The organism is Cellulomonas sp., assembly GCF_017744555.1.
Taxonomy (GTDB): Bacteria; Actinomycetota; Actinomycetes; order Actinomycetales; family Cellulomonadaceae; genus Cellulomonas.
Map to the genome: position 1 here is coordinate 1 of NZ_JAGIBD010000025.1, position 18,823 is coordinate 18,823.

Consider the following 18,823-nt stretch of genomic DNA (forward strand, 5'->3'; position numbering starts at 1 on the left):
ACCGAGGACATCGCCCAGCGCGTCGAGGCCATCCAGGCCGACACCACCGGGGCCGTCGACGCCATCGCGGAGATCTCGTCGATCATCGACTCGATCAACGACTACCAGATGAGCATCGCGTCGGCCATCGAGGAGCAGACCGCGACGACCAACGAGATGTCCCGGGGTGTCGCCCAGGCCGCCACCGGCGCCGGCGACATCGCGTTCAACATCACGGGCGTCGCGACCGCGGCAGCCGTGGGCGCGGACGCGCTGAGCGAGATGGGCACATCGGTGCACGAGCTCGCCAAGCTCGCCGCCGACCTGCGCGGGCGAGTGGAGACCTTCACGTACTGACGGCCGCTCGCCCCGGGCTGAGGCCGGGGGTTGTCGGCGAGTCCGTGGGTTGCAGGGCACGGACTCGGCGACAACCCACGGACTCGCGGCGCGGCCGGTCACCGCGGTCGGGTGCGGCGGGCGAACGTGTCCAGGGACAGGGCGTCGACCAGGAGGCCCTGGTCCTCGCGGACCCAGCGGTCGCCCGTCGCACGGTGCTCGGCGGGCCGGGCGTACCGGTAGGCGTACAGCCGGGCCCGGACCCACCGGGGACGTCCGCCGTCGAACGGGTCGTGCGCGAGCAGCCGCAGCGTCGGGCGGTCCGCCTCGAGGAGCCGCCGCAGGAACGGCAGGAACCAGCGCATCTGCACCGACGACCCGAGCGCCAGGAACCACATCAGCCAGTCGAGCCGCAGGTGGTACGGCGCGTACTGCCGGGGCAGGCGGTGCACGTCGCCGGGCTTGCCGCGGAACTCGTACTCCAGCCACGCGGCGTCGAGCCCGGGATCCCGCTCGAGGGTCCCCTCGACGACGACCTCGGTGCGCCGCCGACCGATCGTGCCGAACGCGCCGTACGTGTTGACGAGGTGGAACACGTTGAACGACGCGTTCATGAGCTGGTGGCGGGAGAACAGGTTGCGCGCCGGCCACCAGCTCAGCACCACGCACAGCGCGGACACGGCGAGCACCACGACGACGAACCCCACGGGCGGGTCGGCGGCCGCAGGGGTCGCGTGGACGCCGACCACGGCCCACGCACGGTCGTCGACCGCGGAGCACGCCAGCACGATCGTCAGCCAGTTCAGCCACGCGAAGTTCCCCGACAGCACGAGCCACAGCTGCGTGACGATCATGAGCGCGGCGGCGACCGCCTGGACGGGCCCGGGCACCAGCAGGAACGGCGGGACGAGGAGCTGGACGACGAAGTTCGCGGCCACCTCGACGCGGTGCAGCGGCCGCGGCAGCAGGTGGAACAGGCGGCTCAGCGGACCGGGCATCGGCTGCGTCTCGTGGTGGTAGTAGAGGGCCGTGAGGTCGCGCCACGCCCGGTCGCCGCGCCACTTGATGAGCCCGGCCCCCAGCTCGACGCGCAGCACCAGCCACCACAGCAGCACCAGCACGGTGACCGGCGGCGCGACCGGGTCGGACCCGAGGAACGCCGCGAGGAACCCTGCCTCGAGCAGCAGCGACTCCCAGCCGAACCCGTAGAACGTCTGCCCGACGTTCACGACCGACAGGTACAGCGCCCACAGCAGCAGGAACGCCACCATCGGCACCCACGGCGCGGCCCGCTGCGGCAACCCGGCCACGAGCGCCAGCCCGACGACGACCCCGACCCACCCGACGGCGACGACGAGCCCGTCGGAGTACCGCCACTGGAACAGGCTCGGCGCCCGCCGCCACGGCACGCGCGCGACGAACGCCGGCACCGGCAGCAGCCCGTGCGACCCGAGCAGCGGCCGGAACTGCCGCAGCACGACGACGAACCCGAGGCCGAACACGGCCGCGACGCCGCGCTGCACCACGGCGCGCGCCACCGTGTACCCCTCGGCGTCGAACCACTCCACCGCGACCACCACCCGCACCACCGACCTGCCCAGCGTCCCGTCGCCCCGTGCCGCACGCGACCCGACGACTCGCGGAAAAGCGTGTCCGGCGTGCCCTCTTTACCGGTAATGTCGCGCGCGGCCGGAGCGCGTGGGGCCGGCGAGCGGCGACCAGACAGGGGACAACGTGGCGGGACCTGTGAGCATCGCGGACCTCGACCGGCTGGGCGCGGACGTCGCGCGGCCCACGCTGCGCGGCCTGGGCGCACGCTGGCGTCAGCGCCGCGCGGCGGCCACCCAGCTGCGGCACCTCACGAGGTACGCAGGCTGGCGGCTGGTCACGGCCACGACGGCGGTGCACCTGCTCGCCGGTGCCGCGCCCGTCGTGTTCCTGGTCGGCACGGGCGCCGCGCTGCAGCACCTCGACGACGGTGGCGCGATGCCGTGGCTGGCGCTCGCGATCGGTGCGTTCCTGGCCCAGCAGCTGCTCGCACCCGTGCAGCTCGTGCTGTCGAAGGCGGTCGCCCGACGGGTCGACGCGGCCTGCCTCACCCGGTTCACGGCATTCGCGCTGGAGCGCGCCGAGCTCGCGACGCTCGAGCGGCCGGAGGTCGCCGACCGGCTGGCCCAGGCGGACGAGGCGTTCGAGCAGTGGACGCTGACGCCGGGCACGGCGGTCGAGGGCGGGCTCGCGCTCGTCGCCCGGTACACGCAGCTCGTGGGCGCCGTCGCGGTCCTCACGGTCGTCGCCGGGCCGTGGGTCGCGGTGGCGGGGGCTGTCGTCGCGCTCGTCGCACGTGCCGGTCAGACGGAGGCGTTCTTCCGCTGGGGCCAGCTCATCCGCGGGTTCCAGCCGCTGCGCCGCCGCGCGACGTACGTCCGCGAGCTCGCGACGAGCACACGCGCCGCCAAGGAGATCCGCACGCTCGGCCTGGTCGACTGGCTCGACGAGCGGTACGCGGCCGAGAACCGGGCGGTGCTCGACCCGCTGTGGCGGTGGCGGCGGCGTGTGTACGGCGTCCCGTTCCTCACGTACACGGCGGTCGCGCTCGCGGGGTCGGTCGTCGCGCTCGTCCTGCTCGCGCGGGACGCGCAGAGCGTGCAGGTGGGGGCCGCGGCCGTCGCCGTGCAGGCCCTCGTGCTGTGCGCGCGGTTCGGCGTGATGTTCCCCGAGTCGGACGTCAAGCTCGTCTACGGGCGCAGCGCGTGGGAGGCCCTGCTCGAGTTCGAGGCGCAGGCCGAGCAGGACGCCGGACCCCCGCACGAGCCGACCGCGGGCCGCATCACGCCCACGGGGACCATCACCGCGCACGACCTCCGGTTCGGCTACCGCCCCGACCGCCCGGTGCTCGACGGCCTCGACCTCGACCTCCCGGTCGGCACGTCCACCGCGCTGGTCGGGGTCAACGGCGCGGGCAAGACGACGCTCGTCAAGCTCCTCACCGGCCTGTACCGCCCCGACGCCGGGACGGTCGCCGTCGACGGCGTCGACCTGCGCGACCTCGACACCCGCGCGTGGCAGCGCGCGTTCGCGATCACGTTCCAGGACTACCTGCGCTACGAGCTGCCGCTGCGCGAGAACGTCGCGATGGGCGCGATCGAGCACCGGGACGACGACGCGGGCATCGAGGCGGAGATCCGCCGTGTCGGCCTCGGCGACCTGCTCGACGAGCTCCCGCTCGGGCTCGACACGCCCCTGACGCGCGCGCTGCCGGGCGGCCGCGACCTGTCGGGCGGTCAGTGGCAGCGGCTCGCGCTCGCGCGGTCGCTGTTCGCGGTGCGGCACGGCGCGTCGGTGCTGGTGCTCGACGAGCCGACCGCGCAGCTCGACGCCCGCGGCGAGGCCGAGTTCTACGACCAGTTCCTCGACCTCACCCGCGGGGTCACGAGCCTGGTCATCTCGCACCGGTTCTCGTCGGTCCGCCGCGCCGACCGGATCGTGGTGCTCGACGGCGGGCGGGTCACCGAGGCGGGCAGCCACGACGAGCTCGTGGCGCAGGGCGGCACGTACGCGCGGATGTTCGAGGTGCAGGCGCGCCGTTTCGGCGGCGGAGACGAGGGCGGCACGGGCGGCGGCGACGCAGGCGACGGCGGCGTGGACGACGAGACCAGGGCGGTGCGGGCATGAGGGACGTGGTGTTCTGCCTCGGGCGGCTGTTCGCGATCGGCTGGCGGCTCGACCGCCGGCGCCTGGTGGTCGGCGGCGGGCTGCTGCTGCTCGGCGCGCTCGCGACCCCGCTCGTGGCGGTCGGTGCGGGCCGCCTGGTCGACGCCGTGACGGCCGGCGCGGTGGGCGACGCGACGACGTGGGGCGTCGTCGTGGCCGTCGCGCTGACGGGCGAGCTCATGCTCGGCCACTTCGCGCACCTGTCCTACTTCGAGCTCGCCGAGCTCACCGAGGAACGGTTCAACCGCGACCTCGTCCGGCTCGTGAACGGGCCCGAGGAGCTCGCGCACGCGGACGACCCCGCGTTCGCGGACCGCGTCGACCTGCTGCGCCAGGACGTCATGCAGCTCCGCGCGACCGTGCAGTTCGGGCTGCAGCTCGGTGCGCTGGTGGTCCAGGTGCTGCTCACCGCCGTGGTGCTGGGGGCGGTGTCGCCGTGGCTGCTCGCGCTGCCGCTCGCCGCGATCGTGCCGGTGATCCTCGGCCGGCGGGCCGAGGCCGGGCTGCAGGCGGTCCGCGAGGCGCAGTCGCCGACCACGCGCGGGATCCGGTCGCTGCGTCGTCTGGCCGCGAGCCCGGCGTCCCAGAAGGAGGTGCGGCTCGCGGGCGGCGCGGGCTTCCTGCTCGACCGGCAGCGGGCGCTGCTCGACGACTACGGCACGGCGATGGCGAGGGCGGACCGCCGGCACGCGGTCCTGCGGGCGTCGGGCCAGCTCGTGTTCGGCCTCGGCTACGTCGCCGCCGTGCTCTGGGTCTACGAGCTCGCCCGCACCGGGTGGGCCAGCGCGGGCGCGGTCGTCCTCACCGTCACGCTCGCGACACAGCTCGGGTCGCAGATGTCGTCGGGCGTCGAGCTGCTCGGCTCGGTGCACCGCGCGGCGGCCGGGCTGCGGCGGTTCCTCGCGTTCGAGGACGAGGTCACGCGGGACGCCGGACCGGCGCGCACCGGCGAGGTCCCGGCGACGACCGGCGACGGTCTTCGTCTGGAGGGCGTGACGTTCCGCTACCCGGGTGCGGACGTCGACACGCTGCACGGCATCGACCTGCACCTGCCCGCGGGCGCGTCGGTCGCGCTCGTCGGCGAGAACGGGGCCGGCAAGAGCACGCTGCTGAAGCTGCTCACGGGCCTGTACCGGCCGACGGGCGGGCGGATCCTCGTCGAGGGCGTCGACCTGCGCGACGTCGCACCGGCCGCGTGGCGGGAGCGGACCGCGGCGCTGTTCCAGGACTTCGCACGCGTCGAGCTGTCGCTGCAGCACAGCGTCGGGATCGGGCGGCTCGCTGCGCTGGACGACGCCGACGCCGTCACGGCCGCGGCGGTGCGCGCGGGCGCGACGTCCACCGTGGACCGCGTCGGCCTCGACGGCGTGCTCGGCCTCGGGTACGCGGACGGCGAGGACCTGTCGGGCGGCCAGTGGCAGTCGGTCGGGTTCGCGCGGACGCTCATGCGCACGGACCCGTTGCTGCTCACGCTCGACGAGCCGGCGGCGGCCCTCGACGCGCTCGCCGAGCAGCGCCTCGTCGACGCGTACCAGGCGACCGCCGCCGAGGTCGCGGCGACCGTGGGCGGGGTGACCGTCTTCGTCACGCACCGCATGTCGACCGTGCGGCTGGCCGACCGGATCGTCGTGCTCGACGGCGGCCGGGTCGTCGAGCACGGCACCCACGCCGACCTGCTCGCCGCGGGCGGCCGGTACGCCGACCTGTGGTCCCTGCAGGCGCGTGCCTACGCGGACTGACGGCCGGGCAGGGGGACGACCTCCCGTCCCCCTGCCCGGTTCACCTCAGGACCGCGGCAGCGCCCCCGGCAGCGGCGGCACCACGGGCGGCAGCGACCGCTCGGGCACCGCGCTCCGCGAGCGGTCACCGGCACCCGGCGCCGCGACGAACGGCTGCACGTCACCCGTGCACGTCGTGCCCTTCGCGGGCGGCGTGCTCGTCAGCAGGTACGTGTCGACCGCGTCGGTCACGCACGCCGACGTGCCGTACGCGGTGTGCCCCCAGCTGTCGCTCGACAGCAGCACGCTGTTCGGCAGCAGGCTCGACGCGGCGACGGCACCCTGGTAGTTCGTCGCCGGGTCCCAGTAGTTGCCGACGACGAGCACGGGCGCGGACGTCCGGTGCGAGTACGTGCCCCAGTACGCGTCCTCGTCGCGCACCGTCCAGGTGGACCGGGCGCACGGCGCCGACGCCCACGTCCACAGCGGTCCGAAGCCCGGCGCGGCCGCGTCGGCACGCGCCGCGGCGGGCACCCAGCTCTCGGCCTTGGCGGGGTTCTTGCCGTCGGTGCACAGCACCGACTGGAACGCCTCGGGCGAGTTGTCGTACGGCCAGGCGAACGAGCCGAACGCGTCGCTGCGGGCCGCGGGCGCCGCCTGCGCCGACGCGTACTTCGCGGCGAGCCGTGCGCGCGCCGCCTCGGCGTCACCCGTGCCGGGGTTCTGCAGCGCGTAGACCGCCGAGATGTCCTGGTCCACCCACGTGTACCCGTCCGGCGAGTACAGGTCGCTGAGCAGGAACGCCGTGAAGATCGCGTACGTGATCTCGAACAGCGGCTCGCCGTTCTCGTCCGTGAGCACGACCGGCTGCGCCTTGAGGGACGCGACGACGTCGGCGTAGACCGTCTCGGGGTCGCCCAGCCCTGCCGTGAGACAGAGGTCCGGACCCGCCGTCGCGCACCGGGCGAGGATCTCGTGCAGGGCCTTCGACGCGCCCTCGCCGGACCTCAGCCGTTCCGTCTGCGGGATGCTCGCCGTGGCCGGGGTGCCCGCCCACGCGACCGGGTCGAGGACACCGTCGATGACGACCGCCCGCACGCGGTCCGGGAACAGGTTCGCGTACACGTTGCCGAGATAGGTGCCGTACGAGAAGCCGAGGTACGTGAGCTTCTGGTCGCCGACGGTGCGGCGCAGCACGTCCATGTCACGCGCGACCTCGGCCGTCGACATCGAGCCCGACAGCGGGACGCCCGTCGTCGAGCACCCCTTGCCGAACGCCTTCGACGACGCGACGTACGCACCCGTCTCGGCGTCGCTCACCGGGAACGGCACGTTCAGGCCGGCCAGCGCGTTCGCCTGCTCGCCGAGGTTCTTGAAGCAGCGGACGTTGTCGCTGTAGTTCGTGCCGCGCGGGTCGAACCCGACCACGTCGAACTTCTCGAGCACGGACGGCGACAGGAACTGCGACGCCGCTGCGGCGATCTGCACGCCCGAGCCACCGGGGCCGCCGGGGTTGACGAACAGCGTGCCGACCTTGTGGGCCGGGTCGGTCGCCGGGACCTTGAGCAGCGCGACCTCGGTCGTCGCGCCGTTCGGCTCGTCGTAGTCGAGCGGGAGCGTGACGGTCCCGCACACGGCGCCGTCGGCGAACGCCGCGGCACAGTCCCACCAGCCCGGGTCGGGTGCGGGCACCCGGTCCACCCGGGCGGCCTCGTACGGGCTCGTCCTGTCGGTCTTGGGTGCGGTCTTGCCGGCGGCGTTCGCTGCCGTGGCGCCGACCGTGAGGGTCAGGCTCAGCGCGGCGAGCGCGACAAGCGTGCGGCGGGCATGACGATGTCTACGGAGCATGCATTCCCCCTGCGTATGGGCCCGCCGGCCGTGCGCCGTTGCGTCCGGTCCGGCCCCTGGGCCGCTCTCACCCTCCCGAAGGCGCGAACGACGGTACAAGGTCCGAGATGTGAAGAATCAGGGGAAATGCCGCACCCGGCGGGTCCGCTCCCACGGCCGCCCGTGGGCCCACCCGGTTGCGCCGCCCGTGTCGGGTTCGTCGGCTCGCGGGGACGCCGTCTACCCTGGAAGGCGCCCGCCCGTCCGGCGGCGCACCATCCCGGGGCGCACGCCCCGGACCGTCGACCACGGAGCGCATCACGATGCAGCGGGGAAGCGAGGCGGCCGTCCTGGCCTGCTCAGCCGCGGGCAGCACGCCCGCCGAGCACGCCTGACGCCATCACGGCAGCACCGCACGACCCACCGGACTCCCCGGTCGGTCCTCGCGGTCTCGTCGGCGTCCCTCGTCGGGCGACCCGACCGTCGGCACCGCCGACCGGTCCTTCGCCCCGCCGCCGCGCCTGTCCCGTCGTCGACCCCCGTAGTCGTCGGCACGCTCGCGCACGGCACCCGCCGCACGAGAACCGAGAACCATGCACCCCCTGACCGAGAAGCAGATCCGCTCGTCCTTCGTGAACTGCTCGCGCCGTGAGGCCGCGCAGCTCACCCTCCCGTCCGACCTGGCGGAGCTCCGCTGGGACCGCCTCGACTACCTGGGCTGGGTGGACCGCAAGGCGCCGCTGCGCGCCTACGTGGTCCTCACGGTCGACGACACGCTCGTCGGCCTGACCCTGCGCTCCCCCGAGGGTGTCGCGTCCCGGCGCCGGGCCGTGTGCGCCTGGTGCGAGGACGTCTACGCGACCGGTGACGTGTCGATGTACGTCGCGCGCCGCTCCGGCGCCGCCGGGCGCAACGGCGACACCGTCGGCACGCTCGTCTGCACCACGTTCGAGTGCTCCGCGAACGTGCGGCGCAAGCCCCGGATCGTCGAGGCCGGCGAGGACCCGGCCGGGCTGGTCCTCAAGCGGATCGACGGGCTGCGCGAGCGGTCCCAGCGGTTCGCCCGGGAGATCCTCCGTGAGGTCTGACCCGCACGCGGTCGCGCCGGCAACCGGGACGAGATCCTGGTTGCCGGCGCGGTCGCCTCCCTCACCTCGGGCCCGGCGATCCCCGGACGGCCCGGGCGCCGGACGTGACCGACGTGACGGACGCCAGCGAGAGGGCTTCGACGAGACGCGGGGCGCCGAGCGCGGTCCTCCGCGCCGCGGTGCAGAGCGACCGATTTCCTGTCCGGCCCCCGGTCCGGTCGGCAAACCGCCCCGGGCCTTCCGGACGAGTCGGTACAGTTCGGGCGCCAGCCCCACGAGAGGTGTCCCCCATGCCTGACCTGCACGTCTCCCCCGCTGCCGGCCCCCACCACCACGACCGGACCTCCCCCGCACGCTCCACGGTCCGGGCATGACGGCCCCCGTCGACCTGCCGCCGACGCTCGTCTCCGGTCTCGTCAGGGCCGCTGCCGCGATCGACCCGGACGGTGAGCTCCCGGCCGCCGCGCGCGGGCGGCTGCACGTGCTCCTCGACGCCGCCGCGGGATCGCACCCGGACGCCGGTCGGCACGTGCGCGCGCGGCTCGCGATCGCCAGTGCGTACGGCAGCTTCCCGCAGCTGAGCACGGCCCCCGAGCTCCGGGACGAGGCCGAGCACCTGGCCGTCGCGGCGGCCGCCGCCCTACGCGGTGAGCTCGGCACCACCACGCTCGAGGCCATGCGCGACGCGGCGGTCGCTCGGGCGACCGGTCTGCTCGGCGCCGTCGACCCGCGCGCGGTGCACGCGCTGCTCGCCTGCGCGGCCGCCGTCTCGACCGTGCTGGACGACCCGCCGCTCGACGACCTGGCCGTCTCCGAGAAGGAGGCCGACCCCGCGGACTGGGAGGCGTGCTTCTACGCGTCGCTCGCCTGGACCGGGGGTGCCACCTGGGAAGGAGTCCACGAACCGCTCGTCCGCGGGCGGTTCTGGGAGTGGTACCTGCTCGTCGCGGTGCCGTTCGCCTGGGACGCCGACGCTCCGCTGGTCCCGTACCCGACGGAGCTGCCGTTCGCGTGACGCCGCCTGGCCGCTGCTATCGGAGAGTGATCGGGTACGGCCCGCCGTCGACGATCCGGGGCGCCGGGGCGCCGTAGGTCAGCGGGCCAGGAGCTCCGCGGCGATCTCCAGCAGCGCCAGCCCGGCCTCGCGCACGCGGCCGTCGTCGTCGAGCGCCGGGTCCCACGAGGCGAGCGTGAGCGACGCGAGCGGCAGCCGCCCGGCCGCACCGCGCACGAGCCCGACGACCTCGTCCGGCTGCAGGCCGCCGGGCGTCGCCCATCGGTTCGCGCGCCCGGCCGACGTGTCGAGCACGTCGAGGTCGACGTGCACGTGCAGCCGGTCGACGCGGTCCGCGAGCGCGTCGAGCACCGGCTGCGCCTGCCCGGCTCGGATCCGGTCGACGGTCAGGTGCTCGATGCCCGCCCCGGCGAGCAACCGCTCCTCGGCGGGGTCGAGCGCGTGGGCGCCGACGAGCACGACCCGCTCGTCGGGCACGGGCACGAACCCCGGCACGGTCGCGACCAACGCCTCCCAGCACCGTCCGGTGATCGCACTCAGGCACATGCCGTCGACGTAGCCGCTCGTGGTGGTCGACGGCAGGTTCAGGTCGCCGTGGGCGTCGAGCCACAGCAGGCCGGTGCGCGCGGGCAGCCCCGCGACGACACCGAGCGAGGTCCCACAGTTCCCCGCGAGGACGACGGGCGACGCGCCGGCGTCCCACGCCGCGCGCACCTCGCGGGCGACCTCCCGCGCCACGGCGAACGACGCTGCGAGCTCGCCGAGGTCGGGCGGGCAGACGACCTCGACCGTGGACACCGCACCGCCCGCGAGCCGCTCCTCGGCTCCGGCGGCGAGCCAGGCGGCCGGTGCGGCGCCGAGGCCCACCCGGTGCCGCGCGGAGTCGTACGGGACGGTGACCAGGCGCAGGACGGCGGGCATCGGACCAGCGTAGGGAGCACCCGGCGCCGGCATCGACCTCTCGGGCGACCAGGCTTACGCTCGGAGGATCCGCCGCAGCCCGCGACGCGCGACCCACGGGAGCCCCCGTGACCGACACCATCGACCGGCCCTCGGTCCTCGACCTGGACCTCGACGACGCGTTCGAGCGTCCCGTCGTCACGCGCAAGCCGCCGCGCCCGCCGGCGCCGCCCGGGCCACCGATCTCGGCCACGTTCCGCTACCCGCCCGGCCCGGTGCCGGACCTGCAGGACGCCCCGCGTGACTCCGAACCGCCGGCCGACCCGTGGTCGTGGCCGTGGCAGGCGTGGTTGGTGCGCGGTGCGTGGGGGCTGTGCGGCTCGCGCGCGCAGTGGGGCCGCTGGGGTGGCCGTGCGTGGTCGGGGTCGGGAGGTGCGTGGTCGCAGCCCTCGCCCGCTCGCACGACGACCTCGACGGTGAGACGGGAGGGCGCGACGGTCGGGTCCGCGTGGCCGTGGACGTGGCAGCGGTCGCGGGTGGCCGCCGGGCTGCTCGGGGTGTTCCTCGGGGCGTTCGGCCTGCACCGGATGTACCTCGGGTACTGGAAGCGCGGCCTGACGATGCTCGCGATCACCGTCGTCGGCGGGTTCTTCACGCTCGGGCTCGCGGCGCTCGTCATGGTCGTGTGGGGGTTCTTCGAGGGGCTGCTGTACCTGTCGGTGCGGCGCGGACGGTTCGCCCGGGACGCCCGGGGACGCCCGCTGCGCGGCTGACCCCTTGACCTTCGAGTCGGGTCGAAGGTCTACGTTCGCGGCATGACCTACCGCATCGCCGAGGCCGCGGGCCTGGTCGGCGTCGCACCGACGACGCTGCGCTACTACGAGGACATCGGGCTGCTCGAGAAGCCGGCCCGGGGCAGCAACGGGTACCGCGCGTACGACGAGGACGACGTGGCCCGGCTCCGGTTCGTCACGGCCGTGAAGAACCTCGGCATCCCGCTCTCCGACGTGCGCGAGCTCGTCGCCGCGTACGCCGTGGAGGACTGCTCGACGGTCGCGCACCACGTCGTCGAGACCGTGGCGGCCCGGATCACGGAGACCCAGGAACGGATCGGCGAGCTCGTCGCCCTCGCGGCGCAGCTCCAGACGGTCGCCGCGCGGCTCGCCGACGCCCCCACCGGCACCGCGTGCGGCGACGGGTGCCCGTGCGCGACGGTCGCCACGGAGCCGCCGCCGACCGCGCGCACGCTCGTGCCGCTCACGCTCCGCCCACGTTCCGAGTCGCGCGGGCACGACGCCACGACGCTGGCTGACGCCGGCTCCGACGGGCGCGCTCCCGACGCGGCTCCCGTCGCCTGCTCGCTCAGCGCCGCGGACGTGCCCGACCGGGTGACCGACTGGCAGACGCTCCTCGCGTCGGCGGTCCGCCGCGAGCCGGTCGACGGTGGCACGGCGCTCGACTTCGACCCCGCCCCGGGCCTCGCCGCCGAGGTGGCCCGCCTGGCCGCCGCCGAGCAGGAGTGCTGCGTGTTCTTCGACTTCACCGTGCGGATGACGGCGGGGCACGTCCGCCTCGAGGTCCGCGCACCGGGCGAGGCCGCCGACGTCGTCGCCGCGATGTTCGGCGCCTGACGCGCGTCGCGCGCACCTGACGCGGTCCGGGCCCGTTGCGTCGCCGCGAAACGATTACGGCGAAATGTGAGCGATAACATCCAGCCGTCGCGCAAGGGCGAGGACGCCCTGAGCCGGACATCCCGGTGCGCGACGAGGGGCGACGACCGCGAGCCGGGCACCCGGCGGGGACCGGCCTCCCGCCTGAGGACCCGACCGCACGCCCGACGTGGCACACCCCCGTCCACGCCGCCGCCGGCCGGCACGGACGCAGCGGCGCCGACCGGCACCGGGTCCGCGACAGCACCCGCTCGTGACACTCGAGGAGCCACGTTGAAGCAGCCACCCTCACGCCCGCCCCGGAGGCGACTCCGGTCGGCGATCGCCCTGCTCGCCTCGGCGGTCTGCGCCGTCGCCCTGCTCCCTGCGCCGGCGCAGGCGGACAACCCCATCGTTCAGCACATCTACACCGCCGACCCGGCACCCCTGGTGTACGACGGCCGCGTCTACCTCTACACGGGGCACGACGAGGACGGCTCGTCGTACTTCACGATGCGCGACTGGCACGTGTTCTCGTCGGCCGACATGGTCAACTGGACGGACCACGGCTCACCGATGTCGCTCGCGACGTTCAGCTGGGCGGACGCCGATGCGTGGGCCGGTCAGGTCGTGCCGCGCAACGGGAAGTTCTACTGGTACGTGCCGGTCCGGCAGCGCTCGACGGGGCAGCGCGTCATCGGGGTCGGCGTCGCCGACAGCCCGACGGGGCCGTTCCGCGACGCGATCGGCCGCCCGCTCGTCGGCAACGGCGAGATCGACCCGACCGTGATGATCGACGACGACGGTCAGGCGTACCTGTACTGGGGCAACCCGCACCTCTGGTACGTCCGGCTGAACGCGGACATGATCTCGTACTCGGGCAGCCCGACCCAGATCCCGCTCACCACCGCCGGGTTCGGCACCCGGACCGGCGACGCGAACCGGCCGACCCTCTTCGAGGAGGGGCCGTGGGTCTACAAGCGAGGCGGGACCTACTACAACGTGTTCGCGGCCCGCTGCTGCTCGGAGTTCATCGGCTACTCGACCGCACCCGGGCCGACCGGGCCGTGGACGTACCGCGGGACCGTCATGCCGACCCAGGGCAGCAGCTTCACCAACCACCCGGGCGTCATCGACTTCGCGGGCGGGTCGTACTTCTTCTACCACAACGGTGCGCTGCCGGGCGGAGGCGGTTACACGCGGTCCGTGGCGGTCGAGAAGTTCACGTACGGCGCCGACGGCAGCATCCCGACGATCACCATGACGTCGACGGGTGCGCCGCAGGTCGGCACGCTCGACCCGTACGTGCGGCAGGAGGCCGAGACGATCGCCTGGGAGTCCGGGATCGAGACGGAGCCGTCGACCGAGGGCGGCATGAACATCGGCTGGATCGAGAACGGCGACTACGTCAAGGTGAAGGGCGTCGCGTTCGGCACGGGCGCGACGTCGTTCTCGGCACGGGTCGCGTCGGCGACCAGCGGCGGCCGCATCGAGGTGCGGCTCGACGGCACCGGCGGTCCTGTCGTCGCGACCTGCACGGTCGGCGGCACCGGCGGGTGGCAGAGCTGGACGACCACCACGTGCCCCGTCACCGGCGCGACCGGCACGCACGACCTGTACCTGCGGTTCACCGGCGGCAGCGGCACCCTGTTCAACGTCAACTGGTGGCAGTTCTCCCGCGGGACGAGCACCGCGACGGCGTACCGGGTGACCAACCGCAACAGCGGGCAGGTGATCGACGTGCAGCAGGGCAGCCTCGCCGACTCGGCGGTCGTGGGCCAGTGGCCCAGCACCGGCTCGGCGTGGCAGCAGTGGCGGTTCGTCGACGCCGGCAGCGGCAACGTGCGGCTGCAGAGCGTCAACAGCGGCAAGTGCCTCGACGTGAGCGGTGCGTCGACGGCCGACGGCGCGGCGGTCATCCAGTACACGTGCCACGACCGGAACAACCAGGTCTTCACCTGGCGTTCGACCGGCGACGGCTACAACCAGCTCGTCAACCTGAACAGCGGCAAGTGCCTCAACGTGGCCAACGGCTCCACGACCGCGGGTGCCGCGCTGGAGCAGCGGTCGTGCAGCACCGCGACCAGCATGCAGTGGACGCGCTCCTGAGCGCACCGCACGACAAAGGCCCGGGGGGCGGCGGTCCGGTCCGCCGCCCCCCGGGCTGTCTCGCGCGCTGGTCGCCTACCCGCGCGACCAGCGCTGGTTCGCGGACGCCGTGCACGTCCACAGCAGCACGGCGGTGTTGTTCGCCGTGAGGTTGTGGTCGACGTCCAGGCAGAGCCCCGACCGGACGCCGCGGATCGTGCCGTCGCCCTGCAGGGTCCACTGCTGGTTGTTGCCGCCGTTGCAGTCCCACAGCTGGACGCGCGTGCCCGCGGTGGCGGTCAGCGGGGCGTCGAGGCACTTGCCGAGCGAGCGGAGCGTGCCGTCCGTGCCGGCGGCCCACGTCTGGTTCGGTGCCGAGTGGCAGTCCCAGATCACGAGGCCGGTGCCGTTCGTGGTCGCGCTTCCCGGCACGTCGAGGCAGCGCCCGGACGACGCGCTGACGAGCGCGGTGCCGGTCGGCGGCGGGGTGGTGCGGCCGGCGCTCACCACGAACAGGGCGACGCCGTGCTGGGCGACCTGCGCGGAGAGCTGGCTCGTCGTCGAGCCGGTCGCACCCGTCCAGACCTCCCGGTAGGTGTACGTCCCCGAGCCGAGCCCGACCTGCCCGAGCGTCGTCGAGATCTGCCGGCTGCCCGACCCGCGGTTGAGCAGCGCGACGGCGACCGAGCCGTCCGCGAGCGGCTTCGCCCACACCTCGGCGTCGCCGTCGTCACGCACCCGGTCCGCCTGGCGCACGAGCGGGTCCTGGTCGATCGCCAGCACGTCGCGGTTGGTCAGGACGGACCGCACGTCGGAGGACATGTTCCGCAGGTCGTTGCCCGCGATGAGCGGAGCACTGAGCATCGCCCACATGCTCATGTGCGCGCGGTTCTCGGTGGCGTTGAGCGCGTTCCGCACCCCGACCATGAGCATGTCGGGGTCGTTGTACTGGCCCGGCTTGGTCCACTCCCGCATGGGCTCCACGATGTCGAGGGCCTCGGTGATGCCGACGAAGCAGTCGGCGGACGGCGAGCACCCCGTCGACCAGGAGGCGGACAGGTCCTCGGACGTGCGCCACATGTCCGCGAACGCGCCCCAGCCGGAGTACGTCGGGGCGGTGTTCGAGTGCGCGCTGTTCGGGTTGATCGAGTAGACGATCGGGCGGCCGGTGGCCTTGAGCGCGTCGCCGAACTTCTTGAAGGTGGCGGCCTGCTCGGAGGCGGTGCCCCGGGGGTCGCACCAGTCGTGCTTGACGTAGTCGACGCCCCAGGACGCGAACAAGTTCGCGTCCTGGGTTTCGTGCCCGTACGACGACGTCCCCGGGAGGTTCGAGAAGTACTGGTTGCACGTCTTCTCGCGCGGGGCGTGGTACAGCCCGAACTTCAGGCCCTTGCCGTGGATGTAGTCGCCCAGCGCCTTCATGCCGGACGGGAACCGGTCCGTGCGCGCCCGCAGGTTGCCGCTGCCGTCGCGGGTGTCCTGCATCCAGCAGTCGTCGACGACCACGTACTGGTAGCCGGCCGCCGCCATCCCCGAGCTGACCATCGCGTCCGCCGTCTCGCGGATCATCTGCTCGTTGATGTTGCAGTAGAACGTGTTCCAGCTGTTCCAGCCCAGCGGCGGCAAGGGTGCCGGCTCCTGGACCGTGGGGGCAGCCGCCGTGGCGACCGGGCCGGCCGCCGTGCCGACCGTCGCGGCGGCCTGCACCGACGTGCCGAGGCCGACGACGGACAACGTCAGGGCGGTCGTGGCCAGCGCGGTGCACCAGCGACGACGACGAGAACTTCTCACGAGAGCACTCCTTTGTGCGGTGGTCATGGTGAAGGTCACGGGGTGGTGAGGTCGAAGCGCTGCACGGTCACCGCACCGCCGAGCGAGCCGGTGGCGTAGTTGAAGATCCCGAAGCGGTACCCCATGAAGAACTGCCAGGCGTTGCCGAGCGTGAACGCGGGCCCGAGCCGGCTGAAGCTCACGCCGTCGGTGCTGTACGAGAACGTCGCCTGCCGGCCGGAGCCAGGACGGATGTCCGCCGTCGCGCGCAGCCAGATCCGCCCGCCGCTGACGGACGCGCTCGCCGCCTCCGTGCCGGTGCCGGTCGTGTTCCAGCTGCCGTCCATCGTCAGGCCGTTCGTCATCGAGACCCGCGTGACGCCGTTGTCGCGCCGCACGCCGATCCAGGCCGACGAGTCCCGCAGCATCGCGAGCCCCGCCCGGTCGCCGTCGCGCATGGTGCTGTAGTCCAGCTCGATCGTCGCGGTGGAGGACGGGCCCTGGATCCGGTGGGTGAGCGTGTTGCGGGCGTTGTAGAGGTCGTTCGTGACGGTGGCCGTCTGCAGCCGCAGCCCGTTGCTCACGGTGAACTTGCTGGTGTCCGGGTTGTGGTTCCACTCCCACCGCGGGCCGAGCGTCGGTCCGGCGAACGTGTCCGGGCCGATCATCGACGCGACGGTCTTCGTCGTCGTGATGTTCGGCTTCGGGTAGGTCGCACCCCAGCCGCCGTTGACGGTCTGCACGGTGGGCCAGCCGTCCGCGCTCCAGCTGATGGGGGCCAGGGCGGGGACGCGCCCGCCGGGGTACGCGTCGACGAAGGCCATGTAGTACCAGTCGCCGTTCTGCGTCTGCACGAGCCCGCCCTGGTGCGGCACGCCCCCGCCCGAGATCGGGCTGGGCATGTTGAGCAGCACCTGACGCATCTCGTACGGCCCGAACGGCGAGGTGGACCGCAGCACGTACTGGCCGTTCGCGGGCCTGGTCAGCCAGATGTAGTAGTAGCCGTTGCGCTTGTAGAACCGGGAGCCCTCGAGCGTGCCGACGCTGGACGGCGTCGTGAACACCTGCTGGCTGCGGACCTGGCTGGTCCCGTCGGCCGACAGCTGCGCGACGCTGATCGTGCTGTTCCCGTAGGCGACGTACATCGTGTCGTTGTCGTCCACGAGCAGCCCGGCGTCGTAGTAGCACCCGTTGATCCGGGCGCGCTTGCTCCACGTGCCGTCGACCGCCGTGGCCGTGTACACGTACGTGCGGTTGAACTCGGTGCAACCGATCCAGTAGAAGGTCTTGTTGCTGGGCCGGTAGTTGAACGCCGACGCCCAGATCCCCTTGACGTAGGCGCGGCCGCCGTTGAGGTCGTACGCGTTCGAGTCGAAGTCGAGGCGCGGCACCGAGTGGCCCGCGTACTCCCAGTTGACGAGGTCGTACGAGCGCAGGATGGGTGCGCCCGGCGAGTAGTGCATCGTCGACGCGGAGTAGTAGTAGGCGTCGCCGACGCGGATGATGTCGCCGTCGGCGAAGTCCTGCCAGACGACGGGGTTGTTGTACGTGCCGGTGGGCGGCGGGGTGGTCGTGCCGCCGCTGCCGACCTTGACGAGCTGCCACTGCTGGTTGGTGCCGTTCCAGTCGGAGTACTGCACGATGTTGCCGCCGTCGGCGGTGGAGGCACCCTGGACCTCGACGGCCTTGCCGCTGTTGCGGCTGATCAGCTGGACGTACCCGTCGACGTCCTGGACGCTGAACTGCTGGTTCGTGGCGTTGTTGTCGGTCCACTGGATGATCGCGGCGCCGTCGGCGGTGGACCTGCCGGTCACGTCGAGGACCTTGCCGGACAACCGCGACTTGAGCCGGTAGTAGCCGCCGCCCGAGTCGACGAACTGCCACTGCTGCTGGTTGCCGTCGTTGCGACTCCACTGGGTGATGCGGGCGCCGTCGTTGGTCGCCAGGTTGTAGACGTCGATCGCCTTGCCGCTGTTGCGGTTCAGCAGCACGTACCACGCGGTGGTGTCGATGCTGGCGGCGGACGCCGGCGAACCGGGGACCACCGCGAGGAGGGCGCCGGCCAGGACGACGGCGAGGGCGGCGAGGAACGCCGTCACGCGGCCGTGGCGCCGGGGGGTGCTGGGGGAAGACATCGTCGGCTTCCTTCGGGTCGGGGATCGCGTCGCCACATGCCGAACCCGTCCCGCAGCGCAGCGCGCGACGTCTCTCCGGCCGGTGGGCGAATCCATGTGAGCGCTAACATCGATCGCTCGACATCGTGCCCAGCCCTCAGGCCACGCGGAACCCCTGGGCGTCGTCCGAAACGGTTAGACGACGCGATCGGCACTCGGGCCTCGCGGCCCGACCGGGCCCGAGCCCGGCGGGCGGCGCGACGGCGCCGGAACCGGTCGGTCCCCTACGCGACCGCCACCTGCTGCAGGAACGTCTCCAGCGCGTCGAGCGACGCGACCGCGCTGTCGTCGTCGGCCGGGGTCTCCAGCACGACCTCGTCGCCGGCGCCGATGCCGAGCGTGATCACCGACAGGATCGACCGGGTCGACGCGGGACCGGAGCCGTTCTTGGCGATGGTCACGGGTGCGGGCTGCCGGGCGGCCTCCGCGACGAAGAGCGCGGCGGGCCGGGCGTGCAGCCCGTCCTGGATCGCGACGACGACGGAACGCTGCATGGGTGCCTCCTGGCGGTCGACGATGACGAGATCGAGCGTACTGGTCTAGACCACAGTCCTACCAGTGCTCT

General features: G+C 73.4%; 13 protein-coding genes and 1 pseudogene. 8 read left to right on the forward strand and 6 right to left on the reverse strand.

The window, feature by feature from the left end; all coding sequences use genetic code 11:
• Positions 1–336 (forward strand): annotated as a pseudogene (locus J7523_RS15000) (methyl-accepting chemotaxis protein); the annotation flags it as partial.
• 98 nt (positions 337–434) lie between these two features.
• Here J7523_RS15000 and J7523_RS15005 read toward each other — a convergent pair.
• A complete protein-coding gene (locus tag J7523_RS15005; RefSeq protein ID WP_291888260.1) occupies positions 435–1,883 on the reverse strand; it encodes a lipase maturation factor family protein in 1,449 nt (482 codons plus the stop codon).
• 178 nt (positions 1,884–2,061) lie between these two features.
• On the opposite strand from J7523_RS15005, the gene J7523_RS15010 reads away from it, so the two are divergent.
• Complete coding sequence (locus J7523_RS15010; RefSeq protein WP_291888262.1) at positions 2,062–3,990, forward strand: ABC transporter ATP-binding protein; 1,929 nt, start codon at positions 2,062–2,064, stop codon at positions 3,988–3,990.
• The gene (locus J7523_RS15015; RefSeq protein ID WP_291888264.1) at positions 3,987–5,768 is read left to right on the forward strand and encodes an ABC transporter ATP-binding protein; all 1,782 of its coding nucleotides are present in this window, start codon (positions 3,987–3,989) and stop codon (positions 5,766–5,768) included. Before J7523_RS15010 ends, J7523_RS15015 begins: the two co-directional genes overlap by 4 nt.
• A gap of 45 nt (positions 5,769–5,813) precedes the next feature.
• Here the strand turns inward: J7523_RS15015 and J7523_RS15020 are convergent, their stop codons facing one another.
• Positions 5,814–7,595: an alpha/beta hydrolase gene (locus J7523_RS15020; RefSeq protein ID WP_291888267.1), complete on the reverse strand. Its 1,782-nt coding sequence runs from the start codon at positions 7,593–7,595 to the stop codon at positions 5,814–5,816.
• A gap of 572 nt (positions 7,596–8,167) precedes the next feature.
• Between J7523_RS15020 and J7523_RS15025 the strand changes: the two genes are divergently transcribed.
• Positions 8,168–8,662, forward strand: a complete 495-nt coding sequence (locus J7523_RS15025) for an FBP domain-containing protein (protein WP_291888268.1) — start codon at positions 8,168–8,170, stop codon at positions 8,660–8,662.
• Positions 8,663–9,032: 370 nt separating this feature from the next.
• On the forward strand, positions 9,033–9,677 hold the full coding sequence (locus tag J7523_RS15030; RefSeq protein WP_291888270.1) for an Imm5 family immunity protein: 645 nt from the start codon (positions 9,033–9,035) through the stop codon (positions 9,675–9,677).
• A 78-nt stretch (positions 9,678–9,755) separates the two neighbouring features.
• Here J7523_RS15030 and J7523_RS15035 read toward each other — a convergent pair whose 3' ends face one another.
• Complete coding sequence (locus J7523_RS15035; RefSeq protein ID WP_291888274.1) at positions 9,756–10,598, reverse strand: arginase family protein; 843 nt, start codon at positions 10,596–10,598, stop codon at positions 9,756–9,758.
• A 107-nt stretch (positions 10,599–10,705) separates the two neighbouring features.
• On the opposite strand from J7523_RS15035, the gene J7523_RS15040 reads away from it, so the two are divergent.
• The 3 genes from J7523_RS15040 to J7523_RS15050 all read left to right on the forward strand — a co-directional run bounded on the left by J7523_RS15040 (position 10,706) and on the right by J7523_RS15050 (position 14,335).
• The gene (locus J7523_RS15040; RefSeq protein ID WP_291888277.1) at positions 10,706–11,350 is read left to right on the forward strand and encodes a TM2 domain-containing protein; all 645 of its coding nucleotides are present in this window, start codon (positions 10,706–10,708) and stop codon (positions 11,348–11,350) included.
• A 42-nt stretch (positions 11,351–11,392) separates the two neighbouring features.
• A complete protein-coding gene (locus J7523_RS15045; RefSeq protein ID WP_291888280.1) occupies positions 11,393–12,208 on the forward strand; it encodes a MerR family transcriptional regulator in 816 nt (271 codons plus the stop codon).
• Between the two features lie 312 nt (positions 12,209–12,520).
• On the forward strand, positions 12,521–14,335 hold the full coding sequence (locus J7523_RS15050) for a family 43 glycosylhydrolase (protein ID WP_291888283.1): 1,815 nt from the start codon (positions 12,521–12,523) through the stop codon (positions 14,333–14,335).
• Between the two features lie 75 nt (positions 14,336–14,410).
• Here the strand turns inward: J7523_RS15050 and J7523_RS15055 are convergent, their stop codons facing one another.
• From J7523_RS15055 to J7523_RS15065, 3 genes are all read right to left on the reverse strand, one after another.
• Positions 14,411–16,105, reverse strand: a complete 1,695-nt coding sequence (locus J7523_RS15055) for a ricin-type beta-trefoil lectin domain protein (RefSeq protein WP_291888285.1) — start codon at positions 16,103–16,105, stop codon at positions 14,411–14,413.
• Positions 16,106–16,140: 35 nt separating this feature from the next.
• Positions 16,141–18,219, reverse strand: coding sequence for a family 43 glycosylhydrolase (locus tag J7523_RS15060; RefSeq protein WP_291888288.1), 2,079 nt, complete (start codon positions 18,217–18,219; stop codon positions 16,141–16,143).
• Positions 18,220–18,482: 263 nt separating this feature from the next.
• Positions 18,483–18,752 carry an HPr family phosphocarrier protein gene (locus J7523_RS15065; RefSeq protein ID WP_291888290.1) on the reverse strand — a complete coding sequence of 90 codons (270 nt, stop codon included), beginning with the start codon at positions 18,750–18,752 and terminating at the stop codon, positions 18,483–18,485.
• Positions 18,753–18,823 lie beyond the last annotated feature (71 nt).